This window comes from Cyanobium sp. ATX 6E8 (genome assembly GCF_024346335.1).
In the GTDB taxonomy this organism is placed as follows: Bacteria; Cyanobacteriota; Cyanobacteriia; order PCC-6307; family Cyanobiaceae; genus Cyanobium_A.
Genome location: NZ_JAGQCT010000001.1, coordinates 113,971 through 137,458 on the forward strand (window position 1 = coordinate 113,971; position 23,488 = coordinate 137,458).

The 23,488-nt window shown below is 67.5% G+C and carries 22 protein-coding genes and 2 tRNA genes; 7 read left to right on the forward strand and 17 right to left on the reverse strand.

Going from position 1 to position 23,488, the window contains the following annotated elements; all coding sequences use genetic code 11:
- Positions 1-29: 29 nt before the first annotated feature.
- The 6 genes from KBY70_RS00645 to KBY70_RS00670 all read right to left on the reverse strand — a co-directional run bounded on the left by KBY70_RS00645 (position 30) and on the right by KBY70_RS00670 (position 4,635).
- Positions 30-566: a hypothetical protein gene (locus KBY70_RS00645; RefSeq protein WP_254986999.1), complete on the reverse strand. Its 537-nt coding sequence runs from the start codon at positions 564-566 to the stop codon at positions 30-32.
- Complete coding sequence (locus tag KBY70_RS00650) at positions 563-847, reverse strand: hypothetical protein (protein ID WP_254987000.1); 285 nt, start codon at positions 845-847, stop codon at positions 563-565. Before KBY70_RS00650 ends, KBY70_RS00645 begins: the two co-directional genes overlap by 4 nt.
- A 97-nt stretch (positions 848-944) precedes the next feature.
- Complete coding sequence (gene crtH, locus KBY70_RS00655) at positions 945-2,507, reverse strand: carotenoid isomerase (RefSeq protein ID WP_254987001.1); 1,563 nt, start codon at positions 2,505-2,507, stop codon at positions 945-947.
- On the reverse strand, positions 2,504-3,880 hold the full coding sequence (gene trmFO / locus KBY70_RS00660) for an FADH(2)-oxidizing methylenetetrahydrofolate--tRNA-(uracil(54)-C(5))-methyltransferase TrmFO (RefSeq protein ID WP_254987002.1): 1,377 nt from the start codon (positions 3,878-3,880) through the stop codon (positions 2,504-2,506). The genes crtH and trmFO overlap by 4 nt, the downstream gene beginning before the upstream one ends.
- A gap of 31 nt (positions 3,881-3,911) precedes the next feature.
- Positions 3,912-4,034 carry a photosystem II protein Y gene (locus KBY70_RS00665; protein ID WP_094559359.1) on the reverse strand — a complete coding sequence of 41 codons (123 nt, stop codon included), beginning with the start codon at positions 4,032-4,034 and terminating at the stop codon, positions 3,912-3,914.
- A 76-nt stretch (positions 4,035-4,110) separates the two neighbouring features.
- A complete protein-coding gene (locus KBY70_RS00670; RefSeq protein WP_254987003.1) occupies positions 4,111-4,635 on the reverse strand; it encodes a gamma carbonic anhydrase family protein in 525 nt (174 codons plus the stop codon).
- Between the two features lie 98 nt (positions 4,636-4,733).
- On the opposite strand from KBY70_RS00670, the gene KBY70_RS00675 reads away from it, so the two are divergent.
- Both KBY70_RS00675 and KBY70_RS00680 read left to right on the forward strand, forming a co-directional pair.
- Positions 4,734-4,805, forward strand: a tRNA-Lys gene (locus KBY70_RS00675).
- 621 nt (positions 4,806-5,426) lie between these two features.
- Complete coding sequence (locus KBY70_RS00680; protein ID WP_254987004.1) at positions 5,427-7,595, forward strand: beta-glucosidase family protein; 2,169 nt, start codon at positions 5,427-5,429, stop codon at positions 7,593-7,595.
- A 12-nt stretch (positions 7,596-7,607) separates the two neighbouring features.
- Here KBY70_RS00680 and KBY70_RS00685 read toward each other — a convergent pair whose 3' ends face one another.
- The 3 genes from KBY70_RS00685 to KBY70_RS00695 all read right to left on the reverse strand — a co-directional run bounded on the left by KBY70_RS00685 (position 7,608) and on the right by KBY70_RS00695 (position 9,134).
- Positions 7,608-8,081, reverse strand: coding sequence for a hypothetical protein (locus KBY70_RS00685; RefSeq protein ID WP_254987005.1), 474 nt, complete (start codon positions 8,079-8,081; stop codon positions 7,608-7,610).
- Complete coding sequence (locus KBY70_RS00690) at positions 8,081-8,650, reverse strand: esterase/lipase family protein (protein ID WP_254987006.1); 570 nt, start codon at positions 8,648-8,650, stop codon at positions 8,081-8,083. The genes KBY70_RS00685 and KBY70_RS00690 overlap by 1 nt, the downstream gene beginning before the upstream one ends.
- 85 nt (positions 8,651-8,735) lie before the next feature.
- Complete coding sequence (locus tag KBY70_RS00695; protein ID WP_233128425.1) at positions 8,736-9,134, reverse strand: molecular chaperone DnaJ; 399 nt, start codon at positions 9,132-9,134, stop codon at positions 8,736-8,738.
- Positions 9,135-9,484: 350 nt separating this feature from the next.
- Here KBY70_RS00695 and KBY70_RS00700 point away from each other — a divergent pair, with 350 nt between their 5' ends.
- Positions 9,485-9,691, forward strand: a complete 207-nt coding sequence (locus KBY70_RS00700) for a hypothetical protein (RefSeq protein ID WP_143592831.1) — start codon at positions 9,485-9,487, stop codon at positions 9,689-9,691.
- An 18-nt stretch (positions 9,692-9,709) separates the two neighbouring features.
- Here KBY70_RS00700 and KBY70_RS00705 read toward each other — a convergent pair whose 3' ends face one another.
- On the reverse strand, positions 9,710-9,913 hold the full coding sequence (locus KBY70_RS00705) for a hypothetical protein (RefSeq protein ID WP_254987007.1): 204 nt from the start codon (positions 9,911-9,913) through the stop codon (positions 9,710-9,712).
- Positions 9,914-10,187: 274 nt separating this feature from the next.
- Here KBY70_RS00705 and KBY70_RS00710 point away from each other — a divergent pair, with 274 nt between their 5' ends.
- On the forward strand, positions 10,188-10,922 hold the full coding sequence (locus tag KBY70_RS00710) for a hypothetical protein (RefSeq protein ID WP_254987008.1): 735 nt from the start codon (positions 10,188-10,190) through the stop codon (positions 10,920-10,922).
- A 15-nt stretch (positions 10,923-10,937) separates the two neighbouring features.
- Here the strand turns inward: KBY70_RS00710 and KBY70_RS00715 are convergent, their stop codons facing one another.
- On the reverse strand, positions 10,938-13,106 hold the full coding sequence (locus tag KBY70_RS00715) for a glutamine synthetase III (RefSeq protein WP_254987191.1): 2,169 nt from the start codon (positions 13,104-13,106) through the stop codon (positions 10,938-10,940).
- A gap of 190 nt (positions 13,107-13,296) precedes the next feature.
- Between KBY70_RS00715 and KBY70_RS00720 the strand changes: the two genes are divergently transcribed.
- Positions 13,297-15,696: a glycogen/starch/alpha-glucan phosphorylase gene (locus KBY70_RS00720; RefSeq protein ID WP_254987009.1), complete on the forward strand. Its 2,400-nt coding sequence runs from the start codon at positions 13,297-13,299 to the stop codon at positions 15,694-15,696.
- Here KBY70_RS00720 and KBY70_RS00725 read toward each other — a convergent pair.
- Genes KBY70_RS00725 through KBY70_RS00740 form a run of 4 tightly spaced genes read right to left on the reverse strand, consistent with a single transcriptional unit; the run spans position 15,693 to position 19,574 of the window.
- Complete coding sequence (locus KBY70_RS00725; RefSeq protein WP_094559351.1) at positions 15,693-16,358, reverse strand: hypothetical protein; 666 nt, start codon at positions 16,356-16,358, stop codon at positions 15,693-15,695. The genes KBY70_RS00720 and KBY70_RS00725 overlap by 4 nt on opposite strands.
- 37 nt (positions 16,359-16,395) lie before the next feature.
- Complete coding sequence (locus KBY70_RS00730) at positions 16,396-16,842, reverse strand: universal stress protein (RefSeq protein ID WP_094559350.1); 447 nt, start codon at positions 16,840-16,842, stop codon at positions 16,396-16,398.
- Complete coding sequence (locus tag KBY70_RS00735; protein WP_315859665.1) at positions 16,842-18,905, reverse strand: cation:proton antiporter; 2,064 nt, start codon at positions 18,903-18,905, stop codon at positions 16,842-16,844. Before KBY70_RS00735 ends, KBY70_RS00730 begins: the two co-directional genes overlap by 1 nt.
- A gap of 12 nt (positions 18,906-18,917) precedes the next feature.
- Positions 18,918-19,574 carry a ParB-like protein gene (locus KBY70_RS00740; protein ID WP_094559349.1) on the reverse strand — a complete coding sequence of 219 codons (657 nt, stop codon included), beginning with the start codon at positions 19,572-19,574 and terminating at the stop codon, positions 18,918-18,920.
- Positions 19,575-19,663: 89 nt separating this feature from the next.
- Here KBY70_RS00740 and KBY70_RS00745 point away from each other — a divergent pair, with 89 nt between their 5' ends.
- Positions 19,664-20,767: a sirohydrochlorin chelatase gene (locus KBY70_RS00745; protein WP_254987010.1), complete on the forward strand. Its 1,104-nt coding sequence runs from the start codon at positions 19,664-19,666 to the stop codon at positions 20,765-20,767.
- 430 nt (positions 20,768-21,197) lie between these two features.
- Positions 21,198-21,458 carry a DUF2811 domain-containing protein gene (locus tag KBY70_RS00750; RefSeq protein WP_254987011.1) on the forward strand — a complete coding sequence of 87 codons (261 nt, stop codon included), beginning with the start codon at positions 21,198-21,200 and terminating at the stop codon, positions 21,456-21,458.
- 177 nt (positions 21,459-21,635) lie between these two features.
- Here the strand turns inward: KBY70_RS00750 and KBY70_RS00755 are convergent, their stop codons facing one another.
- Together KBY70_RS00755 and KBY70_RS00760 are read right to left on the reverse strand one after the other, a co-directional pair.
- Positions 21,636-23,279: a GMC oxidoreductase gene (locus KBY70_RS00755; protein WP_094559346.1), complete on the reverse strand. Its 1,644-nt coding sequence runs from the start codon at positions 23,277-23,279 to the stop codon at positions 21,636-21,638.
- A 96-nt stretch (positions 23,280-23,375) separates the two neighbouring features.
- Positions 23,376-23,452, reverse strand: a tRNA-Met gene (locus KBY70_RS00760).
- Between the last annotated feature and the right edge of the window lie 36 nt (positions 23,453-23,488).

A 23,488-nucleotide genomic window follows, 5' to 3' on the forward strand; every position in this document is an offset into this window, starting at 1 on the left:
CCAACGTCTCAGCTGCTCAGCGTCCCTGATCAGCGCTGCGCCAGGCCCCAGGCCAGCTCTCCCAGCACCATGGCCCCGCTGAGCCCGGCCAGGAGCTGGTAGGTCCAGGGCGGGCTGATCCGGCCGATGGCGCTGGTGTCAAGGCCCGTTTCCCGGTTGAAGCGGCCCAGAAACTCGTCGAAGGCGGCAACCCGCTGCGGCAGCAGGAAGGCCGATCCATTTTCGCTCCGCACATAAAACACCCGGCCCCCTTGGCTGGTGGCCACGGGTGTGAGTCCGCGGATCGAGCCCCAGGGCAGGCTCCAGCCGCGCCGCAGCAGCCAGCGGCACCAGTCGGGGTGGCCAACGCGAATTCCCTCGGCGTTCAGATCCACCGCTTCACTGGTGGCGGCCAGCACGAGGGCGAGCCCGAGGGGTAGGGCCAGCCAGAGGGCCAGTTTCAGCTCTGGTGGTGCCAGCCAGGGGAGGGGCGCCACCAGGGCGAAGTAGAGCGCGATCAGCGTGAAGCGGATCAGCGGCGCCATCGGGTAGCGGTCGCTGGCGCTGGCTGGGCCGCCGCCGCTCATCGGTCTTCGGGGGAGCCGGGCAGGGGTTCGATCAACGCCGAGGGCTGATAGCGACCGCTGAACACCTCCTGCTCCCGGCCCTTCCAGAACTCGCCCAGCCGCATCAGGTCGGCGTGGGCCTCCTGCAGGCTGGCCAGGTAGGCGTCGGGATCCATCGTGTCTTTGGCCTCCTTCAGCTTGGTGAGCCGCAGCAGCTGCAGCATCCAGGGTTTGCCGAGCTCACCCCGCTGCTCCAGGTAGCGGGCAAGGTCTGCCGAGCTGGGGGTGGGGGAGTTAGGCATCAAGCAGGGAAACGACCGCTCAACAAGGTTATGCAGCGACTCGGGGGAGCGTGGGGCGGTGATCCGTCATCGCTCAGGCCGGTAGCGACACCTGACCTCAGGCCGGCAATGCCCAGGGGTTGAGGCCCAGATCGGCGCCGATGCGGTGGGCGCAGGCGAAGCCGCTGAAGGCCACCGCATTCAGCCCCTGACCCGGGAAGCAGGAATCACCCACGCAATACAGGTGCTGAAGGCCGGTGCGGTTGAAGGGCATCGGCAGCAGGCCTGGCAGCCGCAGCGCCGGAATCGGGCCGTAGCTGCCGCCCATACGGCCGAGGAAGCGGCGGTGGGAGCGGGGGGTGCCCACCTCCTGGTGGCGGATGGCGCCCTTCAGGCCCGGCAGGATCGCCTCGAGGCGGGTGATGAGCCGCGCCGCGTCAGCCTCCTTCTTGGCGCGGTAAGCAGAGGGGGAGAGCCCCTGCCAGTGCTCCATGGAGCTGGGGGTGAAGCTGTGCAGGATGTGGCGGCCTGCTGGGGCCAGGGAGGGATCGAGCAGGGTGGGCATCGACACGAACACCACCCCCTGCTCGGCCTCCATCTCGGCCCAGTTTTCCAGCAGCAGGTGGTGACAGTGGAACCCTTCGGGCACAACGGCCGCGTCGATGCCCAGGTGCAGCGACAGAAACGAGGGTGAGGGTTTGTAGCGGCGCCGCCAGGTGGTTTCGCTCTTGGGGGTGTGGGCTTCATCCACCAGCGGCCGCGCCACGGAGCCCTCGCTGCCGCCCTCTCCTGCAAAGGTGTCCCAGCGGGTGGCGTTGCTCACCACCCGCTGGGCGCGCAAGGCCTCACCGCTGGCCAGCTTCACGCCCACGGCCGCGCCGTTCTCGATCAGCACCTCGGTGACGCGCGCGCCGTAGCGAATCGCGCCGCCATGGATCTCCAGCCCCGCCACCAGCTTCTCGGCGATCACCCCAACGCCGCCCTTGGGGTAGTTGATGCCGCCGGCATGGCGATCGGAGAACACCATCCCCGCGTTGATCATCGGCGTGAGATCCGCCGGCATCACGCTCCAGCAGAAGCACTCCATGTCGATGAACTTGAGCAGGGCCGGATCCTTGATGTGGGCACGGGCCACATCACCCACATTCACCGGCAGCCAGCGGGCCAGGCCCAGACAAGCGAGCGGCGCCCGGAAGAACACCTTGGCCAGGTAGGCCGGATCCTCGAGCGACAGCAGCGGCATCGCATCGAGGCAGTTGAACACCTGCCAGCAGGTGTCGTAGAAGGCGCGGATGCCCGAGGCCTCGTGGGGAAACAGGGCGGTGAGATCGGCGATGAAGCACTCGTAATCGCGGTCGACGGCCACATTGAGTCCGCCGGGAAGGTGGTATTCGAGCTGGGCGGGATCGGGTGCCGTGTCGCAGTGCTGGCCCACATCGGCCAACGCCCGGGTGAGCAGGTTGGTGTGACCCTTCTCGCCGAAGCCAAAGATCATCGAGGCGCCCACATCAAAGGTGTAGCCCTCGCGCTTGAAACTTCCCCCCGATCCCCCGGGGATCAAGTAGCGCTCCAGCACCAGCACCTTCGCCCCCTTGGCGGCGAGCTGGGAGGCGGTGACCAGGCCACCGATGCCCGAGCCGATCACGATCACATCCCAGGTGGGGGTGGTGGTGGTGGTCACCGGAGGGCAGCGGCAGGTGAGGCTGACCCTACGAAGGGGGCCAGATCCGCCAGCGCCCGATCGCGGTAAGCGCCATAGCGCTCCCGCTTGCCCTGGATACGGGTGGGCAGCTCCGGCAGCAAGCCGAAATTGGGGGGCATCGGCTGGAAGCCGCCCCGTTTGCCTTTGCCGCCGCAGGGGGCCTCGGCGATGAAGTGGGTGAGGGCGCCGATCATCGTGGAGGGCGGCAGGCTGATGGGTTTTTGGCCCTGGGCCAGCCTGGCCGCGTTGGTGCCCGCCAGCCAGCCGCCGGCTACGGCCGCCGCATAGCCCTCGGTGCCGGTGATTTGGCCTGCTGCCAGCAGCGTGGGCCGGCTGCGGAACTGCAGGGTGGCATCGAGCAGCTGGGGCGATTCCAGGAAGGTGTTGCGGTGCATCACGCCGAAGCGCACGAATTCGGCGTTCTCCAGCCCCGGGATCAGCCGCAGCACCCGCTTCTGCTCGCCCCACTTGAGGTTGGTCTGGAAGCCCACCAGGTTCCAGAGGCGACCGTCCTTGTCTTCCTGGCGCAGCTGCACCACGGCATAGGCGCGCTTGGCGCGGCGCACATCGCGGTCGTTCACATCACCCCAGCGGGGATCCCAGAGGCCGATCGGCTTGAGCGGGCCGTAGCGCATCGTGTCTTCGCCGCGGCGGGCCAGCTCCTCGATCGGCAGGCAACCCTCGAAGAAGTGGGCGCTCTCCTGCTCGAAATCCTTGAGCTCGGCCTGCTCGGCGTTGAGGAGCTCCTGCCGAAAGGCCAGGAATTGATCCCGGTCCATCGGGCAGTTGATGTAGTCGGCATCGCCCTTGTCGTAGCGGGAGGCGCGAAAGGCCACCGAGAGGTCGATGCTTTCCCCTTCCACGATCGGGCTGGCGGCATCGAAGAAATGGCAGTCGCCCCGGCCCGTGAAGGCCCGCAGCTGCTCGGCCAGGGGCTCACTGGTGAGCGGCCCGGTGGCCAGCACGGCGATCTCACCGGGCCCCGGTAGCTCGGTGTGCTCGCCTCGCTCCACCGTCACCAGCGGGTGCTGCTCCAGGGCGGCGGTGAGGGCGGCGCTGTAGCGGCCCCGGTCTACCGCCAGGGCTCCGCCGGCGGGCACCGCATGGGCGTCGGCCGTGTGGATCACCAGGGAGCCGAGGCGACGCAGCTCCTCCTGCAGAAGCCCTGCGGCGCGGTCGCTGCTCAGAGCCCCGAAGCTGTTGCTGCACACCAGCTCGGCGAATTCAGCGCTGTGGTGGGCAGGGGAGCGCCGCACTGGACGCATCTCGACCAGCTGCACCGGGATGCCGGCGGAGGCGATCTGCCAGGCCGCCTCAGTGCCGGCGAGGCCGGCACCGACCACTAACACCATGGGCTTGCAGATCGCCTCAGGGGGAACAGGTTCAGGCGCGGGCGCGCTTGAGCATCAGCTGCAGTTGACCCACGGCGGCGCGGCCGATGTGGAACACGGCCCAGCTAGCGGCCAGAAGGATGGGAGCGGCAACCAGCACCAGCCGTGCGTCCATGGAAGGCAGAGAAACAAGATCACGCGATCTTAAGGAGTTCGCTCTGTCTGCGGTTCGCCAGGCCCTGGATTTGTCGTCATCCGTTTCCCCGTGCGGCCCGGGCATGGGCCTCAGCCAGCTGCCGGTAACGGCGGGCGTGCTGGCGTTGCTCCGCCTGGGCTTCGGGGCTGAGGTCCCGTTTCGGCTGGGCCGGCGCCCCCATCACCAGCGCTCCGGCGGGCACATCGCGGGTCACCACCGAGCCCGCGGCCACCAGCGCTCCTGCTCCCACGGTCACCCCGTTCAGCACGATGGCGCCGATGCCGATCAGGCAGCCGTCTTCGAGGGTGGCGCCGTGCACCACCGCCCTGTGACCAATGGTGACATCGGCGCCGATGGTCACCGGCTGGCCTGGATCGCCGTGCAGCACTGCGCCGTCCTGCACGTTGCTGCCCTCGCCCACCACGATCGGGCAGACATCACCGCGGGCCACGGCGGTGGGCCAGAGGCTGGCGCCGGCCGCGAGCTGCACATCGCCAATCACCACGGCGGAGTCGGCCACCCAGGCCCCGGGATCGATGCGGGGCTCGGGCCAACTGGTGCACCAGGGATCGCTGCTCATCCGTCGTACCAGCACGTTCGGGCATTCTCCCGGCTGATCCCTGCCCCTTGGAGGAGGTTGCCGCTGGGTGATACGTTCCATAGGTGCCCAACGGGCGCGGGTCGCTAGCTCAGCGGTAGAGCACTCGGCTTTTAACCGATTGGTCCTGAGTTCGAATCTCAGGCGACCCATTTCAACAGGGCGGTTCTTGCCGGTCTGACGGTCGCCCACACGGCGGCTGAATGGCTTCAGGTCTGGCGGTGAAGCATGCCCCCAGCAGCAGAGCGGGCCGCTTCATGAAGTTGGATCTTCATTGGTGAAGAGCCGTTGCTGCCACGCCTCCCGGGGTTGTCAGGGGCTGCTGACGGCGCGAAGTTGTGTGCATCGGGATTCGGAGGCTCCACAGATGGAAGACACCCCCCCTGAGCAGTCATCAGGAGCGCGCTGACGATCCGGCCCCTGCTCCAACACTCTCGATGGATCTCTGACGTCCTTTGGCTTGACGCCTCCACTGCACCGCTTCAGGTGCCCCGGATGCAAACGGGACGTCCCACTTGTCACCTGGCCCCAGGTGCCAGCGCCGGCAGCTCCGACCACAACTGAAGATTCTCAGATCGCCTGATCTGAATTCCAAGCAAAAACCTCGCGCAGCTGCGCCCGCACCCCCGAGGGTCGGCACCACGGCTGAGCAGACAATCGCCCGGGGCCCACGCTCCGGGCGTTGTTGCGTTGGGGGTTTTTGTGTTGGCGAGTGTTGTGTCAGCTGGGGCCGGCCAGCGTTCCTAGCGTCAGGGCAGCCAGGGAGGGATCCCGTGCCGGCGTCGCCAGAGGGGGGAGCTGAAGCGATCGAGCGCCGGGCCCGGGATCTGTTGGCCCAGCTCAGCAGCGCTGAGAAGCTGGCTCTGCTGGAGGGTGACACCGACTTCTGGCCAGGCATGGCCGATATCGCCAGCCGCGATGCCTCCCACGTGCATCCTTGGCCGGCGGGCGCTGTTCCCCGGCTGGGGCCGACAGGGCTGCAGTTTGTTGATGCCCCCCGAGGGGTGGTGCTCAAGGGCGGAGCCACCACCTTCCCGCCTCCGATCGCCCGCGGCGCCTGCTGGGACGTCGACCTCGAGGAGCGGATCGGCGCGGCTATGGCGCGGGAAGCCCGGGCTTTTGGCGCCAACTGGCTAGCTGCCGTGTGTGTCAACCTGCTGCGCCATCCCGGCTGGGGCCGGGCCCAGGAGACCTACGGCGAAGACCCGGTGCTGCTCGGCGCCCTTGGCGCGGCGATGACCCGCGGCATCCAGCGCCATGCGGTGGCCTGCGTCAAGCATTTCGCCCTCAACTCGATCGACAGCTCCCGCTTCCTGGTGGATGTGCAGGTGAGTGAGCGGGTGCTGCATGAGCTCTACCTGCCCCATTTCCGTGATTGCGTCGAGGCCGGGGCGGGCTCGGTGATGAGCGCCTACAACCAGGTGAACGGCATGTGGTGCGGTCAGCACCCGCAGCTGCTCACGGCGATCCTCAAGCGCCGCTGGGGGTTTCGCGGTTTCGTGGTGACCGACTTCATCTTCGGGGTGCGAGATGGGCTGGCGGCGGTGCTGGCGGGCCAGGACCTGGAGATGCCCTTCCGGATGATCTTTGCGGGATGCCTCGAGGCGGCCCTGGCCGATGGCCAGCTGCCGCTCGATCGGCTCGATGACGCCGTGCTGCGCCAGCTGCGGGTGCAGCTGGCCGTGCCGGAGGGCAACTACCCCGCCAGCCTGCGGGGCTGCGCGGAGCACCGGGCCCTGGCGCGGGAGGCGGCCACCAAGGCGATCGTGCTGCTCAAAAACGACCCGGCCCTGCTCCCGCTGGATCCGGGTCGGTCGCTGGCGGTGATCGGCCCGTTGGCCGCCGTGGCCAACCTGGGTGATCGCGGCTCCTCCGACACCCGGCCTGAGCCGGGGGTGGTGGTGACGCCCCTGCAGGGCTTGCGGGCCGCCGCCGCACCCGGCGCCGTGCGTCATGCCAGCGGTGAGCGCCTCCAGGAGGCCGTGGCCGTGGCCGCCGACTGTGACGCGGCGCTGCTGGTGCTCGGCCTCGACTGGCGCCTGGAGGGGGAGCACATCCACCCCGGCGACATTGCGCCGATTTTGCGCCAGATGCCCCCACCCCACCCGTTGCTGCAGCGCTGGTGGCCGCCGGTGGCCCGTGCGATTGCGGCTGTTACCAGCTACGGCTCGGCCCGCCAGGGGGGCGACTTCGCCGCCGGCGATCGCACCGAGCTCGCCCTGCCCGCCGAGCAGGTGGCCCTGATCCAGGCCGTGCTGGCGGCGAACCCCCGCACGGTGGTGGTGCTGATAGGCGGCGGCGCGATCCTGATGGAGGCCTGGCGCCAGGCGGTGCCGGCGATCCTGCTGCTCTGGTATCCGGGCGAGCGGGGCGGGCAGGCCCTGGCCGATGTGGTGTTTGGCCGGGTGTCCCCCTCCGGCCGTCTGCCCTTCGCCATCCCCACCAGCGCCGACCACTGGCCCGCTTTTGAGCCCCGTGCCCGGCAGGTGCGCTACGACCTCTGGCATGGCTACCGCCGCCTGCAACGCGACGGCCATCCCGCCGCCTTCCCCTTTGGCTTCGGCCTCTCCTACACCACGTTTCAGCTCAGCGATGCGGTGGCCGAGCTGGCGGATGGGGGCCCGCTGCAGGTGGCCGTGGTGGTGTCCAATACCGGCGCCGTGGCCAGCGAGGCGGTGGTGCAGGTGTATGTCGAGCCGCCTGGCCTGGCGCTGGAGCGCCCCCGGCGCTCCCTGGTGGGCTTTGGCCGGTTGGCCCTCGAACCCGGCGGCTCCCAGCGGCTCTGCCTCCTGATTCCGCTGCGGCGTTTGGCCTACTTCGATGAGGCCACAAGCCACTTCTGGCTCGAAGCGGGCCTCCACCGGCTGCACGTTGCGCAGCACAGCGAGGATGAGGGGCTGGTGGTGGAGGTGATCTGCGCGGCTACCGATCTGGGCCCCTGATCTGGGCCCAGATCAGGGGCGGGTCAGCAGCTGCTGCAGCCGCAGGCGGTTGTAGCGCTGCACCCACAGGCAGGGCAGATTGAACAGGGTGGCGAAAGCCAGGTTGATCAGCACCCCCGCCGGCGGCAGCCACAGGGGCGTGACCAGCCAGAACAGCCACAGCACCAGGTGCACCCACTCGGCCCGCTTGGTTTCCAGCAGCAGCCGCTCTAGGTTGCGTTGATCGCGCCCCACCAGGCTGGCTTTGGCGACACCGCTCGGCAGGGCTGTGCCGGCATCCGGCAGCCAGGGTTTCCAGCGGCGGATCGCCAGCCGGCCCTCGAAGCTGCGGGCTTGTTCGTGCCAGGGCCGTCGCCAAAACCAGTGGTCGCGCGCCAGCCATCCGGAGGGCAGCCGATTGGCGGTGGCGCCCACGAGCACGCTCCACAGCAGCCAGCCCAGGGTGCTGGTGAGGGCCGCCATGGGGAGTGTGGTGTGCTCACCCATCACGGCCGCAACAGTTCCTGCGCCAGCGGCGCGATCGCCTGGGGAGAGCGCAGCAACTGGGGATGGGCCCACACCGGCAGCATCTGGATGCGCCCAACCGGCAGCACCGCCCGCCAGCCCGGCAGCACGGCCAGATCGATGGCCGAATAGAAGCTGCAGCAGTCGATCCCTGCCAGGTTGTCGAGGTTGCCGTTGAGCTGCGCCAACAGAGGGCTGCCCCACTTCAGATCGGCAATGCCCGCCAGCAGGCGCCCCGGCCAGGGTTGGGCCGTGAAGGTGCCCTGCTGCGGGCTGCCCACGCTGGTGAAGCGCCGGGTGCGCTGGTGCCCTCCCAGCAGCTGAATCCAGGTGCGGGCGATCACGCCCCCGATTGAAAAGCCCAGCACATCCACGGGTTGGTCGAGCCCGAAGGCGGCTTCGATGTGGCTCCCCAGCAGTTCTGCAGCTTCCGGCACCGGGGTGAGTCCCAGCCGCAGCGGCAGATCGGGAATCAGCAGCGGGTGCCGCCCCTCGCCCAGGGCGCGCTTGAGTCCGTCAAACACCCGGGGGCTGTCCAGCAACCCATGCACCAGCACAAGGGGTACGGCGCTGTCGATGGCGTCTCGCCCCGGAGTTCAGCTTCACTCTGGCGGCATTGGCCGGGGTGTTGTTGGCTCAGTCGCTGCTGCGGCCCAGCAGCAGATCTCGGGCGCCATTGACCCGCTGCATCGTGTCGTGGCTGCCGCCGCGATCGGGGTGGTGTTCGGCGGCCGCACTCTTCCAGGCCCGGTTGACGTCGTCGGGCCTGATGCGACCGGCCAGGGGGAGATGCAAGCGCTGCCGGGCCACGATCGCCTCACGGTCGGGATGCTTGCCGAGGGGCCCCCAGTCGGCCTTGCTCAGGGCCGGGCTGCGTTTACGGACGCCCTTGCGCCGGCTGCTGCGGCTCTGCCCCGATCCGCCAAAGCCTTTGCGGCTGCTGCTGCCGAACCCCTCTCCATCTCGCGGGTCCTGCCCCCCGGCAGGGGTGGTGGGCACCAGCCCCATCGGATTGGGTCGCAGGGTCTGGGGCATTGGCTCTGCGGCAATCTTTCCACTCTCGCAAAGCCCCCAGGGGGCACGCAAATGGGTCTAGCCTTGAGAAAAGGAGTGAACAGCTCGCCACGGCTGGCTTCTGTGTGCTTGGCCCACATCCAAGTGAATTCCGCCTAGTGCGCCCGTCCCAGTGCGCTCAGTCCAGTGCGCTCCGTTCATCTCGCGCAGGAGGTTGTATGGGGTCTCTGTCCAGGTTTCGATTCAGCCCGGCGTCCTTCGGGGCAGGGCGGAGCCGGGCGGCTGGGTTGGGTCCTTTCAACCAACGCGAGGGGCAGCGTTGGCCTGTTGAGAAACCCATGGAGGGGTGGTTGCCGTGGGACGGTCGCGCCTTGCCCGCCATCCCTGTGGAGATTGCCAACTTCAGTGCCGGTGGGGTGGCGGTGTGGGTCGCGCCCCAGCTTGATCTGCCCCCAGGGGGCCATGGCGTGTTGATCACCCAGGCCCACGGCCGTGGGTGCGGCTACCGGCACGTGAAGGGCTGTTGGCAGCTCAAGGGCAACGCCGGTTCGTTGGTGGGGCTGGCCTTTGAGCGTTGAACGTTGTGCGTTGAACGTTCAGCGGCGGATCAGCTGTTGGATGCGTCTCGATTGGGAACTGGGAATGGTGGTCTTGCCGGTGCGGCTGAGGGTGGTTTCAGGCAGGCTTCGCGAGGGTTTGACGTCCTTCACCCGCACGGCATACAGGTGCAAGCTAATCGCCACCCCGATCAGGACCAGCAGGCTCATGGCGGTGCGGTAGCCGCCGTCACGGCTGGTCATGGGCCGGGCTTGGGACGAGCGCACGAGTTCAGTCTCTCAGGCCCTGTCTCTCAGGTCCTCAGACGGGGGCGCTCAGGGCTCCTAAGGTTGATTTGAGGCTTTGGGGGTGGAGAGCTGGTGCGGCTGCCCTCCCTGTTGGCGCTATTGGCCCTGGTGGGCTTTGTGATCGTCGAGCTGGTCCTGCGACCGCTCTGAGCTGCAGCGATCAACACCACCGTGTTGGGGCAGGGCTTCTAGGGTCCTGGTCTGGCGGCCCGATGTTCCGTTCGTTCCCATGCTCCACTCCCTTGCCTTTGTGCTCGCCCGGAGCCCGGAGCTTCCAGGCGATGGCGTCGACTGGCAGGCGCTGGTGGCGTCCCAGCAGCTGGGGCCCGATCGGGGCAGGGCGCTGCGGCTGTTCCGCTTGCCCGAGCCATGGGACAGCAGCCTTGATGAATTGGTGAGCAGTGGTTCCGCCACCATTGCGGGAGAGAATCCGATCGGGGGGGCGGGCGACCGTCGCGGCCTGATCTGTGACGCGGTGGTGACCCAGCTGGATGTGGCCAGCCTGTGGATCGGTGTTTATGCCTTGAGCGGCCCGGCTGCTGGATCCATGCCGCGGCAGGGGCAGGAGCCACCTCTTCAGGTGCAGACCGTGCAGCTGCTCGATCGCTTCCCATTGGCTGAAGCAGCCAACGAAACCTGCTGGTTTTATCCCACCGAAAACGGCAGCTACCTCTGCTGGGACAACCAGACCGCCCTGACCCTGGCGCCGGGTTGGCTGCCGGAGCAGGGCATTCAGGAGGGCCCGATCGCCTACGCCCGCGGCGAGGTGCATGTGCTGTGGTCGCTGATGGCCGACGACGAGGCCCTGACCTGCGTGGGGCTGACCTACCAGCGCCGGCGCATCGAGTGGCCACTGCTCAACCGGTCTCCCGAACCCAGTGCCACCTGGACCTGGTTTGAGGTCGACACCATGGCCGACCCCAGTTACCGCGAACGCGCCAGCATTGACGTGTTCCCGCAGTGACGGTGCTGAAGTGATTCAGCGCACGAACAGCATCTCCTGGTAGGTGGGCAGGGGCCAGAGGTTGTCGTCGACCAGGGCCTCCAGACCATCCACCACCGCACGCAGTTCCGCCATCAAGGGCACCAGCGTGTCAGCGCTGTAGTGCAAATGGGCTTCGGTGCCGTGGGGGGGATGGTCGATGGCGCTCTGCAGCTGGCCGCTGATGTCCATCAACGACTGGCACAGTCCCGCCACCTCCTTGGAGGTTTCCGGGGACACCTGGATGCCTAGGGAACTCTGCAGTTGCAGAGATTCCGCGAGTTCGCCGAGGTAGCGGATCGCAGCCGGGTAGACCTGGGTGCGGGCGATCTGGACGGCCAGCTTGGCTTCCACATCGATCGCCAGGATGTATTGCTCGGCGTAAACCTCAAAGCGGCTCTGCAGCTCCACGGCCGAGAGAACGCCGGTGCGCTCGAACAACTCGCGGATGGCCGGGCGCTCCAACACCGGTAGGGCATCGGCGGTGGTGCGCAGGTTTTCAAGGCCCCGCTCCTCCACGGCCATGCGGTGCCATTCATCGGAATAGCCGTTGCCGCCAAACACCACGGCGCCGTGCTGTTCGATCAGGGTCTTGAGCACGGCCAGAGCCCCTTCCTCCAGGCCGTAGCCACTGCCCAGCTTGGCCTCCAGTTCGCTGGAGATCCAGGCGAGGGAATCGGCCAGGATGGTGTTGAGGGCCACCAGCGGGCCAGCCACCGATTGGTTGGAGCCGACAGCGCGGAACTCGAAGCGGTTGCCGGTGAAGGCGAAGGGCGAGGTGCGGTTGCGATCGCCGGCGTCTTTGTCGAATTCCGGCAGGGTGTCGACGCCGAAGTTCATCACGCCGCCCAGGGCTGAGCTGGAGAGCCGGCCCTCGCGGATCTGGTTGAACACATCCTCCAGCTGGCTGCCCAGATACACCGAGATGATTGCTGGGGGCGCTTCGTTGGCGCCGAGGCGGTGGTCGTTGCTGGCGGTGGCGATCACGGCCCGCAGCAGGGGGCCATACATGTGCACGCCCCGGATCACCGCTCCGCAGAACATCAGAAACTGCAGGTTTTCATGGGGCGTCTTGCCCGGATCGAGCAGGTTGCCCTGGGTGGCGTTGCCGATCGACCAGTTGACGTGCTTGCCGGAGCCGTTGATGCCGGCGAAGGGCTTCTCGTGCAGCAGGCAGGCCAGACCATGTTTCTTCGCCGTGCTGCGAAGGATGGTCATGGTGAGCTGCTGGTGGTCGGTGGCGACGTTGGCCGCCTCGAAGAACGGCGCAATCTCAAACTGGGAAGGAGCCACCTCGTTGTGGCGGGTTTTGGCCGGAATCCCCAGGCGGTACATCTGCCGCTCCACCTCCTGCATGAACACCTGCACCCGCTCCGGGATGGCGCCGAAGTAGTGGTCGTCAAACTGTTGGCCCTTGGCGGAGGGGCGCCCGAACAGGGTGCGGCCGGCCAGCAACAGGTCGGGGCGCAGGGGCACGTAGGCGTTGTCGATCAGGAAATATTCCTGCTCGGCGCCGCAGCTGGAGTTGATCGGGGCGATGGTGGTTTCGCCCAGCAGGCTGAGCAGCCTTTGGGCCTGCTTGTTGACCGCGGCGATCGAGCGCAGCAGGGGGGTTTTCTTGTCGAGGGCCTCGCCGGTCCACGACACGAAGACCGTGGGGATGCAGAGGGTGACGCCATTGGGCGTCTCCATCAGCCAGGCGGGGCTGGTGATATCCCAGGCGGTGTAGCCGCGGGCCTCGAAGGTGGAGCGGATGCCGCCGTTAGGGAACGAGGAGCCGTCGGGTTCACCCTGCACCAGCACCTTGCCGGTGAACTCGGTGATGATCGTGCCGTCGCCCTGGGGGGAGATGAAGCCGTCGTGCTTTTCGGCGGTGGAGTTGGTGAGCGGATAAAAAACGTGGGAGTAGTAGAGGGCGCCGCGGGCCGTGGCCCACTCCTTCATCGCCTGAGCCACCACGTTGGCTACCGACACGTCGAGCTTGCTGCCCTCGTTGATGGTGCGCTGCACCGACTTGAAGATCTCCTTCGGCAGCGCCGCCTTCATCTTGTCGAGGCTGAAGACGTCGCTGGCCCAGAGCTCATCGAGCGACTGGGTTGGAGTGGTGCTGGCGATGGGGCGGCTGAGAATCTTTTCGAGGGCTTGCAGACGGGGCTGGGAAGGCATGGGGAAGTTCGCCATGGAACATCACATAAACCCACCCAAAGCCGTTAGCCCCCCCGGGCTTTGCCGCGGTTGATACCGCTGGCGCAATTCGTCGGGCTCGCCTGCCTCAGCCCCGTGTCCGGACTCCGTGACCGCGCCCCTGCGCAATTCAGCCGTGGCCTGCAGACTTGCGCTTTGCAGGAAGCCTGGTATGGCCTCAGCCGACAGCCAGGCCCTGGTGGAAGCGATCCAGCGGCATCTCTTCTTCAGCCAGGCCAAATCCAGTTCCCTGGCCACCCGCCACGACCACTACCGCTGCTTGGCGCTGGCGGTGCGGGATCGCTTGCTCAAAAACTGGGTGGACACGGCCGACACCTACACCCGTGAGGGCGTGCGCACGGCCACCTATCTCTCGGCTGAATACCTGCTCGGCCCCCATCTGGAGAACAACCTGGTGAATCTGGGCCTGGTGGACGCGGCCCGGGAGGCGTGCCGCACCCTGGGGCTCGACCTTGAGGAGCTGATCGCCGAAGAGCCCGAACCCGGCCTGGGCAATGGCGGCCTGGGACGGCTGGCAGCCTGCTTCCAGGAGTCGATGGCCACGCTGGAGCTGCCGGCGATCGGCTACGGCATCCGCTACGAATTCGGCATCTTCCGCCAGCAGATCACCCCCCACGGCCAGGTGGAGAGCACCGATCCCTGGCTGTCCCATGGCAATCCCTGGGAGGTGATCCGGCCGGAGTGGAGCTATCCGGTGCAGATCGGTGAACACACCGTGATCGGCGTCGCCTACGACACCCCGATTTTGGGCTACGGCGTAAACACAGCGAACACCCTGCGGCTCTGGTCGGCGGTGGCTCCCGAGGCCTTCGACTTCGCCTCCTTCAACGCCGGCGACTACACCAGGGCCGTGCTGCGCAAGATGCAGGCGGAGACCCTTTCAAAGGTGCTCTACCCCAACGACGAGCTGGACCAGGGCAAGCGACTGCGCCTCTCCCAGCAGATCTTTTTCGTCAGCTGCTCCCTGCAGGACATGTTCCGCATCCTGCGGGGCCAGGGGCTGGAGGTGACCGACTTCCACCGCAAGTTTGCGCTGCAGCTGAACGACACCCATCCAGCCATCGCCGTGGCTGAGTTGATGCGGTTGCTGATGGATGAGTACGGCATCGATTGGGATACCGCTTGGTCGATCACCACCGCCAGCATCAGCTACACCAACCACACCCTGCTGCCTGAGGCCCTGGAAACCTGGGGTGTGGAGCTGTTTGAGCAGTTGCTGCCCCGCCAGCTGGAGATCATCTACGAGATCAACACCCGCTTCCTGCGCATGGCCCGGATTCGCTATCCCGGCGATTCTCAAATCCTGCAGCGCATTTCCCTAATTGAGGAGGGCCCGCAGCGCCGGGTGCGCATGGCCCACTTAGCGGTGGTGGGCAGTCACCACGTCAATGGCGTGGCCGAGCTGCACAGCACCTTGCTTAAGCAGCACCTATTTGCTGATCTGGCCCGGATCTGGCCGGAGCGCTTCACCAATGTCACCAACGGCGTCACACCGCGGCGCTGGCTGGCGGTGGCCAACCCACCCCTGGCGGCCCTGCTCGATGAGGTGATCGGCGATCGCTGGCGCACCCACCTCGAGGAGCTGCAAGGGCTTGCCGCCTTTGCCGACGACCCTGCGTTCCTGGAGCGCTGGCAGGCGGTGCGGGATCTCGGCAAGCAGCGCCTCGCCCAGTACATGCGCCGCGAGCTGGGGGTGCTGGTGGACCACACCTCTCTGTTTGATGTGCAGGTCAAGCGCATCCACGAATACAAGCGCCAGCACTTGGCTGCCCTGCAGATCGTGGAGCGCTATCTGCGCATCCGCGCCGGTGAAGACCTGCCGCCGCGCACCTTTGTGTTTGGAGGCAAGGCGGCTCCGGGCTATGCCCTGGCCAAGTTGATCATCCGGCTGCTGGTGGGTATCGCCGACGTGGTCAACATGGATCCGGCCATGGATGGCCGCCTCAAGGTGGTGTTTCTGCCCAACTTCAGCGTCAGCTTGGGCCAGCTGGTGTATCCGGCGGTGGATCTCTCCGAGCAGATCTCCACTGCTGGTAAGGAGGCCTCCGGCACCGGCAACATGAAGATGGCTCTCAATGGTGCGGTCACGATTGGCACCCTCGATGGGGCCAACATCGAAATCCACGATTGTGTTGGGGCGGAGAACTTCTTCCTGTTTGGCCACACCGCAGAGCAGATCGAGCAGCTGGGCCACAGCGGTTATCACCCGATGCCTTGGATCGAGCAGGACCCGGCCGTGCGCCAGGCCCTGGAGTTGATCGGCTCGGGCTACTTCAGCGAGGGGGATGGCGAGCTCTTCCACCCCTTGCTGGCCAGCCTCACCAGCCACGATCCCTTCCGGGTGATGGCCGATGTGGCCGACTACCGCCGCGCCCAGAACGCCGTCGATGAAGCCTGGCTCGATCGTGGGCGCTGGGCCCGGATGTCCCTGTACAACACGATGCGCTGCGGCTTTTTCAGCAGCGATCGCTCGATCCGCGATTACGCCGAGCGGATCTGGAAGGTGCCTTCGGTGCGGGTGCAGGCCAGCGCCGGGGCCCCGGCGCCCTAGTCGCTCGGGGGTTCGGGCTTGTCGCTGTCCTGCAGCGAGGGGAAAGTCGCCCGGATCTTCTGGGCCACTTCGCGGCGCACCGTGGTGCGGAAGGCGGCGGCGGCATCGGCAGCGAGCACCGGATAGGTGCGCGCTCCTTCGCTACGCAGCGGCTTCCAGCTGGTGCTCTCCTGTTGCTTGAGCGCCTGCAGCGGCGCGTCGAAATCGACGCTCAGCTCCCGGCCCTGCGCAGCAACGGCTTCGATCCAGGCCTCCCGTGCCGGCGCCAGTTCCTTCGCTTTGAGGGTGTCGGGCAGCCCCAGCACGGGCTCGTAATGGTCGAGGGCGCGCAGCTCCTCCTCCAGCAGGATCACCCAGGCCGCCTCCTCACCGGGCTGCAGCCCCAGCCGCTCGGCCTCGGACTGGAGGGTGTCGCAGTAGAAGCGCAGCCAGCGGTAGTGCGACTTCTCCTTCAGCGACTTTTTCAGTGAGCCCTTGCCGCTGGCTGCCCGTTTGGGCAGGGCCGCCTCCGCCCGGCGCAGAAACACCCGATCTTCCGGCTCCAGGTTGATGGCGCCCCAACGCTGGCGGTACTCCCAGAGCTCTTCGTACTGGCGCACCTCTTCGGCGGTCCAGCCCAGGGCCAGCAATTCCTCGCCCCTGCTCGCTTCGTCCTTGGCCACCGGCTCGCCTACTGCACTGGGGGGCAGCGTATAGGTCTTAGCGCACCACCAGCACCGGGCAAGCGCTGTGGGTGAGCACCCGGTGGGTTTCGCTGCCCAGCAGCATCCCCTCCAGCCCGCGGCGGCCGTGGGAGGCCATCACGATCAGATCGGCGCCATGGCGGCCGGCGGCCTCCACGATTGCCGCATTGGGCAGGGCGTGCACCACGGTGTCCTGGTCGCAGGGCACCCCCGCGGCCTGGGCCACGGCCGCGGCTTCCGCCAGGATCTGCTGGGCGTTGTCCCGAGCAGCTGTCACCAGTGCATCCACGGTGTGGGGATCCACCAGTTCGCCCACGCCCACCAGAGAGATCGGGAAGTTGGTCTGCACGTGAAAGACGGTGAGTCGCGCCCCGAGGCTTTGGCTTAGCTCCACGGCCTGCTGCACGGCTTTGCCGGAGAGTTCGGAGCCGTCGGTAGGCACGAGCAGGTGGCGGTAGGGCATCAGCTGCGCAGGGGATCGCTGATCACCAGCGTGGAGCAGTTCAGGCGGCGCAGCAACCGACCCACCCGGTCGCTCGCGGCAATCGGCAGGCCGGCCACAACCCGCCGCTGGGAGCGCAGGATCACCAGGTCGTGGCTGGCGCTGGCTGCCAGCAGATCAGCCTCGATGGCCTGGCTCGGCTGCAGCACGACCTCCACCGGCACCGGCCCTTCGCCCCAGCGCTGCAGGCGGGTGTGGAGCTGATCGCGCTCGGCAGCCGGCAGGTGGGGGTCGTGCAGGTGCAGCACGGTGATCGTCGCTCGAGCCTGGGCTGCCGTGCTGGCTCCGGCTTGGCTTCTGCTGGTGGCGAGGCGCTCGGCCAGCTGGAACTGCTCCAGGGCAGCGGCGCCGAGGTCCTTGAAGGGCACGAGCAGGCGTTGGCTGGCGCAGGGGTCTTGCAGCAGACGGGCCACCACCACCGGGCAGGAGACCAGGCGGCAGGTGGCATCCACCAGATCGCCAAACAGCCAGTCAGCCAAGAGCCGGCGGCCCAGGTGGTCGGGTGCTGCCAGCCCCATCACCACCAGATCTGCGTCCTGCTCGAGGGCCACCCGGGCGATGCCCAGGGCTCCATCACTGTCTACCCGCAGCAGACGCTCGCCCACTGGTTGTGCCTGGGCCTGTTGCAGCCAGGCGCGGCCGGCTGCGGCCCGCTCAGGGGCAACCACCTTGAGCGGCAGCAACCGGCCTGCGGGTGCACGGCCTGCAGGTGCGGTGTCGATCCCAGCCAGCAGGCGGGCCAGCTCCAGCAAACGTCGCTCCTGCTCCGGGTTGGCGATCGGCACCAGCACCGCCAAACCCCTCCGCCGCAAGGCCAGCTGGCCGTCGTTGGCGGGCGTTAAAGCGGCAGCTGCCGCTGCCCCCAACCGGGGCATCGCCTGGGCGGTGAGCCAGGGTCCCAGGCTGGCCGTCACCACCATCAGGGCCAGCACGCTGTTGAGCATCTGCTCATCCAGCAGCCCGCCGCGGAACCCCACGAAGGTGGCGGCCAGGGTTGCAGCCACCTGGGGCAACGACAGCGACCACAGCGTCAGCATCTGGGCGCCGTTGTAGCGGTAGAGGCGTCCGGCCCACCAGGCGGCGAGCCCCTTGCTGCCGATCAGGATGGCGATCAGCAGCAGGGCAAACAGCGATCCCGCCATGGTGCGGGCAAACACCGGCAGATTCAGCATCAGCCCCAGGTCGATGAAGAAGACCGGGATGAACAGGGTGGCTCCCACCACGATCACCTGCTCCTTCACCCGCCCCTCCGGCAACACCGCATTCACAGCCAGGCCTGCCAGGAAGGCACCCACGATCTTTTCCACGCCGGCCAGTTCGGCGGCGAGGGCCGCCAGAAACACCGCCAGCAGCACCGCCACAAACAACGGGCTGTCGTTGTTGACGTTGCGCTGCACCAGGGTCTTGCCCACGCGGGTGATCACCAGCACCACCAGGGCGGCGTACACCACCACCCGCAGCAGCAGGGCCACCACCCCAATTGCGGTCAGATCCCCTCGGGCCAGGCCCATGCACAAGGCCAGCACCACCAGGGCGGCGATGTCGGTCAGGATCGTGCCGCCGATGGCGACGGTGACCGCTTCCTCCCGCATGGCCCCGTAGCTGCGCACGATCGGGTAGCCCAGGGGGGTGTGGGAGGAGAGGATCGAGCCGATCAGCACGGCACTCAGCAGGGAGTAGCCAAAGCCCAGCCCCAGCAGCAAGCCGCCGGCCATCGGCAGGGCAAAGGTGAGCAGCCCAAAGCGAAAGGAGCGCAGGCGGATGCGGGCGAATTCAGCCAGGTCGATCTCCAGCCCAGCGATGAACAGCAGGTAGATCACGCCCACATCGGAGAGCAGCTTCACCGTGGGCTCCTCCTGGTTCAGCCAGCCGAGGCCGAAGGGGCCAATGAGCACTCCGGCCATCAGCAGACCCACCAGATCTGGCAGATGGAGCCGACGCACCAGCGGTGGCACCAACACGCTCACCCCCAGCAGCAGGGCAAACACCGCCAGGGGGGTCTCGCTGAGCCAGCTTGCGATCACGCGGCGCGGGGATTAAGGCGTGCCTTTCCAGCCCGCCAGGTGGGAGGCGGCACTGGAGCGGGCCAGGGCCCGGGCGCGGGGCAGGGCGGGCTCGAGCTGCTCGGAGCTGAAGGGCGGCAGGGGGCGGCTGCGCAACCAGGCCCCCCAGCGGAATTCGTGGAAGGGAATCAGCGGGGCGGGTGCCAGCACCCCTTCCTGCTTGAGCTTCCACACCAGGCTGCGGTAGGGGTCGTCCTGCAGACCGGTGAGCATTTCGGGTAGGGCTGAGGGGGCCAGGGGGCCAAGCCCGCGGCCGTCATAGAGGTAGAGCCAGCCGCGGCGGTGCAGGGCCTCGAGCACGTCGTGGTGGTCGTCGGTGTCGAGCTCCAGCACCAGATAGCCAAAGGCGGTGGCCTCCGGCTCCATCTCGATCAGGGCCCGCAGGCGGTGGTGGCGGTCGACCATCCAAACGTCGCCGCGGCGGTTCCGCACCAGGGGCACCGGCTTGCTGCCCAGATAGGAGCGCCGTTCGCGGGCATTTTCAGCGCTGAAATCCCGCAGCCGGCTGTGCACTTCCGCCAGTCCCACGCAGAGCTGGGTCGGCCGCAGCTGGGCGATCGGCACCTCCACCAGCGCCGATCCCGGCTTGGGAGCCGGCAACGGCTTGTAGGGGGGGAGGCGCAGTGCCATGGCGGCGTGGGCGGCCTGAATGTCCCCATCCTGCCCGGTGCCGCCCGTGATGGGCTGCCGGAATAGGGTCGCAACAGGTGTGAACGGCCATGGCTTCCCTTCCCAGCCCCGACCTCAGGGATGGTCCCCATGGACCGATTGGGGTGTTGGTGTGCGGCCATGGCAGCCGCAACCGGCTGGCGGTGGCTGAATTCGCCCAGTTGGCCCGGGGCCTACAGGCGCTTCTGCCAGCGGTCCCCGTGGACTACGGCTACCTGGAATTTGCCCGACCGATCCTGCGCGATGGCCTGGAGGCGCTGCGGGCCAGAGGCGTGAGCCACGTGCTGGCGGTGCCGGCGATGCTGTTCGCCGCTGGGCATGCCAAGAACGACATCCCGTCGGTGCTCAACACCTACGCAGCCGAGACGGGCCTGCGCATCGACTACGGCCGGGAGCTCGGGGTCGATCTGAAGATGATTCAGGCGGCTGGAGCCCGGATCCGCGAAGCCCTCGAGCAGGCCGGCGACGCTGTGCCTCTGCACGACACCCTGCTGGTGGTGGTGGGACGGGGTTCGTCCGATCCTGATGCCAACTCCAACGTCGCCAAGGTGACGCGGATGCTGGTGGAAGGCCTCGGTTTCGGTTGGGGCGAGACGGTCTATTCGGGCGTCACATTCCCGCTGGTAGAGCCTGGGCTGCGCCATGTGGTGCGGCTGGGCTACCGGCGGGTTGTCGTGTTCCCCTATTTCCTCTTTTCGGGGGTATTGGTGAGCCGGATTCAGCAGCACACCGATCGGGTGGCCCAGGACCATCCCGACGTGGAGTTTGTGAAGGCGTCGTACTTGGCCGATCACCCCTTGGTGCTCGACACCTTTGTGGAACGGGTGGCCGAGGTGGTGCGGGAAGACTCCAACATGAACTGTTCGCTGTGCAAATACCGCGCCCAGGTGCTCGGCTTTGAAACCGAAGTGGGGGCGCCGCAGCACAGCCACCACCACCACGTGGAGGGGCTCACCGACGGCTGTGATCTCTGTGAGCGGGAATGCACCGGCGCCTGTCAGCCCGATGGGGTGCCCATTCCCCTCGGTGGCCATGCTCACAACCACGACCACGGGTCTGGGCACAGCCACGATCACGGCCATCACCATCCGCCCTACCCCCACGCCGACCATCCCCTCGGCCCCCGCACCCTCCGCCCAGGCGGTGCCACCTGAGGGGTGAGGGACTGGTGATCAAGGGCGCCAATTCGGAAGAATTCCGTGGTGTTTCGAGCAGCTCATTGGTCTCGGCGCGGTCAGCGTCTTGCGAGACTCGAGTGCATCAGGCTTGCTGATCTGTCGACGCTTTCCCCATTTGGCCACTGTTTTCCCCCGTTTTCCTGGGGTTTTTCCCCAGAAACGGGCTCGTTGAGCCCGTTGGGGCCGTGGCTCTGGGGAATATCCGCTTTTGTTCAAGCACGCCTTGACAGTTCCAGCCCGAAGTGGCCTACTTCGCCAGGCGGTGCTGGTTGGGTGCTCCAGGTGTCCGTCAGCACAGGCAATCTCAGGCTGGATTGGCGCGGGGGCGAGCCAGCTGCAGCGCTTTGACGCACCCGCCGTTGGTGTGGCGTACTAGGGGGCCTTCCCCAGCCATTGGTCGTCCTCCATGAGCACCGAGCGCAGTCACTTGGAACGCTGCATCGAGCCGGAGGCATGCTGCATCGAGCCGGAGGCATGTTGCATCAGCCTCGAAGCCGAGGTGCCGGAGGTGCTATTCGAGGGCATGCGGGAGTTCCTCAACGACCATCCCAACTGGGACCTATACCGTCTGATTTCCTCCGCCCTGGCCAGCTTCCTGTTCCAGAACGGCTGCAGCGACCAGGGGGTCACCCAGCACTACCTCAACGGCCTGTTCCTGCGCCGCTGAGGGTTTGCGCGGAATTGGCGCAAAAAAAAGCGGAGGGGCCAACCTCCGCCTGAGTTTCCCTTGCCCGACCCTGTGACAGGTCGCATAGTCATTGTGCGCAGCATGTCCAGCGTCGTTTGTGGCGATCGACACCGGATCGTGAGACGACAACTTTTCTGGCCGACGGGGCCCGGATCTCTAGTCGCCCCGGCGCAGGCGGCTGGCGGCGGCTTCACAGGCACGCCAGGTGATCGCCATCTCGGTGAGGGTGGGGCTCTGCCAGCCGGCACGGGGCCAGCAGGCGCCATCCACCACCAGCACGTTGGCCGCCCCCCAGCACTGGTTGAGGGGGTTCACCACACCGTCCTCGGCGCTGGTGGCCATGCGAGCGCCGCCCAGTTCGTGGATGTAGTAGCCGGGGGGTGGTGCCTCGGGCCTGACCGCCAGGCTGCTGCGGATCCAGGGCTCCAGCAGGGGCAGCACGAACAGGTCTTCGATCGGCCGGATCTGCCCTCCAGCGGCGGCCACCACGGCCGCCATGCGCTGGTGCATGTGGGCCACCAGGCGACGCTCGTTCTCACCCCAGCGGCAGGCGATGTGGGCGGTCGGTAGCCCCCAGGCATCGCGCTGTTCGGTTTTCAGGGTGACCCGGTTGTCGGCGTTGGGCAGCACGTCGCCGTGGCCGATTAGGAAGCCCACCGCCTCGCCGCGGCGGCGTTGCAGCAGGGCGGGTGGATCAAAGCGTTGCAGCGCCGTCCAGAGGCCGTAGCCGCCATGGAACCCGACCTCGCTGCCGGGCTCCAGGTTGACGGTGTTGGGAATGAAGCAGCTGCCCGCCCCTGAAAGCTCCACCGCCCCGCCGGGGGCAGCCACATCGGGGATCGAGAAGAAGCGGCTGCTGGAGATGTGGTCCATCAGGTAGCGGCCGAGGCTGCCCGAGGGGTCGATCAAGCCGCCGCGCTGCTGGCTCTCACTGGAGTGCAGCAGGATCCGCAGCGTTTCGATCGTCGAGGCGCAGAGCACCACCAGTGGCGCGTCGATCCGCTCCTGGGATCCGGTGCGGCCATCCACCAGCACCACACCCCTGGCCTGGTTGCCATCGAGCAGCAGATGGCTCACCACGGCGTTGCTGCGCACCTGGGTGCGGCCGGTGGCGAGGGCCCGGGCCAGGGTGCGGCCCTGGCTGGAGGAGCGGGGCCAGCCCGGGCCCCGGTGCAGGTTGAAGCCCCGGGAGGCGATCAGGGGCAGACCGAGATCGCGGCCGATGCACTCCTGCAGATGCTGCTCTCCCGGGGTGAAGGGCAGGGGCGGCAGAAAGTGGCCATCGGGCAACTGCGGCAGGCCGTCGCAGGCACCATGCACCTCCAGCAGTTGCTCGAGCCGGGTGTAGTAGGGGGCGAGGTCGGCACTGCCGATGGGCCAGCCGGGCCCTTGGCCATCGCGTTCTGCTGCCTGAAATTCGTAGTCGGAGAGGCGCAAGGTGATGCCGCCCCAGGTGAGGCTTTTGCCCCCCACCTGTCGCCCGCGACTCCACAGAAACGGTGCATCGTTGGGAGTGGAGTAGGGGTTGCGCTGCTCATCGACGAACAGGTTGGGGTTGTGTTTCCAGAACCCCGGGTGGTGGCGCTGCAAGCGCTGCTTGCCGCTGGCGATGTGGGCGACGCGCCGGGCCGTGTTCAGCGGTTCACTGCCGAAGGCTTGGCGGGAGGACAGGTCGGGGCCCGCCTCAAGCACCAGCACCTGCAACCCCGCTTCCGCCAGCACCATCGCCGCCACGCCGCCGGTGGCACCGGAGCCCACAACGATGGCGTCCGGTTGGCGCATTGGGGTGGGGGCCTTCATCGGGCGGGGCGGCACAGAGGGTGGATCGGGGCGTGGGCCATCCCCGGGCCAACCAAAACGAAACCCCGACAGGGGGCTGCCGGGGTTTCGAGGATGTGGTGGCGGGGGCGAGATTTGAACTCGCGACCTTCGGGTTATGAGCCCGACGAGCTACCAGACTGCTCTACCCCGCGTCGACTTCCCAACCATACCAGTCGGTGTGGCCCGTC

Bases quoted from the DNA above. Each gene is read 5' to 3' on its own strand.
- KBY70_RS00645 (WP_254986999.1), bottom strand. From the start codon at position 566: ATGAGCGGCGGCGGCCCAGCCAGCGCCAGCGACCGCTACCCGATGGCG.
- KBY70_RS00650 (WP_254987000.1), bottom strand. From the start codon at position 847: ATGCCTAACTCCCCCACCCCCAGCTCGGCAGACCTTGCCCGCTACCTG.
- trmFO (WP_254987002.1), bottom strand. From the start codon at position 3,880: ATGGTGTTAGTGGTCGGTGCCGGCCTCGCCGGCACTGAGGCGGCCTGG.
- KBY70_RS00665 (WP_094559359.1), bottom strand. From the start codon at position 4,034: ATGGACGCACGGCTGGTGCTGGTTGCCGCTCCCATCCTTCTGGCCGCT.
- KBY70_RS00670 (WP_254987003.1), bottom strand. From the start codon at position 4,635: ATGAGCAGCGATCCCTGGTGCACCAGTTGGCCCGAGCCCCGCATCGAT.
- KBY70_RS00685 (WP_254987005.1), bottom strand. From the start codon at position 8,081: ATGGGTGAGCACACCACACTCCCCATGGCGGCCCTCACCAGCACCCTG.
- KBY70_RS00695 (WP_233128425.1), bottom strand. From the start codon at position 9,134: ATGCCCCAGACCCTGCGACCCAATCCGATGGGGCTGGTGCCCACCACC.
- KBY70_RS00705 (WP_254987007.1), bottom strand. From the start codon at position 9,913: ATGACCAGCCGTGACGGCGGCTACCGCACCGCCATGAGCCTGCTGGTC.
- KBY70_RS00710 (WP_254987008.1), top strand. From the start codon at position 10,188: ATGCTCCACTCCCTTGCCTTTGTGCTCGCCCGGAGCCCGGAGCTTCCA.
- KBY70_RS00715 (WP_254987191.1), bottom strand. From the start codon at position 13,106: ATGCCTTCCCAGCCCCGTCTGCAAGCCCTCGAAAAGATTCTCAGCCGC.
- KBY70_RS00720 (WP_254987009.1), top strand. From the start codon at position 13,297: ATGGCCTCAGCCGACAGCCAGGCCCTGGTGGAAGCGATCCAGCGGCAT.
- KBY70_RS00730 (WP_094559350.1), bottom strand. From the start codon at position 16,842: ATGCCCTACCGCCACCTGCTCGTGCCTACCGACGGCTCCGAACTCTCC.
- KBY70_RS00740 (WP_094559349.1), bottom strand. From the start codon at position 19,574: ATGGCACTGCGCCTCCCCCCCTACAAGCCGTTGCCGGCTCCCAAGCCG.
- KBY70_RS00745 (WP_254987010.1), top strand. From the start codon at position 19,664: ATGGCTTCCCTTCCCAGCCCCGACCTCAGGGATGGTCCCCATGGACCG.
- KBY70_RS00750 (WP_254987011.1), top strand. From the start codon at position 21,198: ATGAGCACCGAGCGCAGTCACTTGGAACGCTGCATCGAGCCGGAGGCA.
- KBY70_RS00755 (WP_094559346.1), bottom strand. From the start codon at position 23,279: ATGAAGGCCCCCACCCCAATGCGCCAACCGGACGCCATCGTTGTGGGC.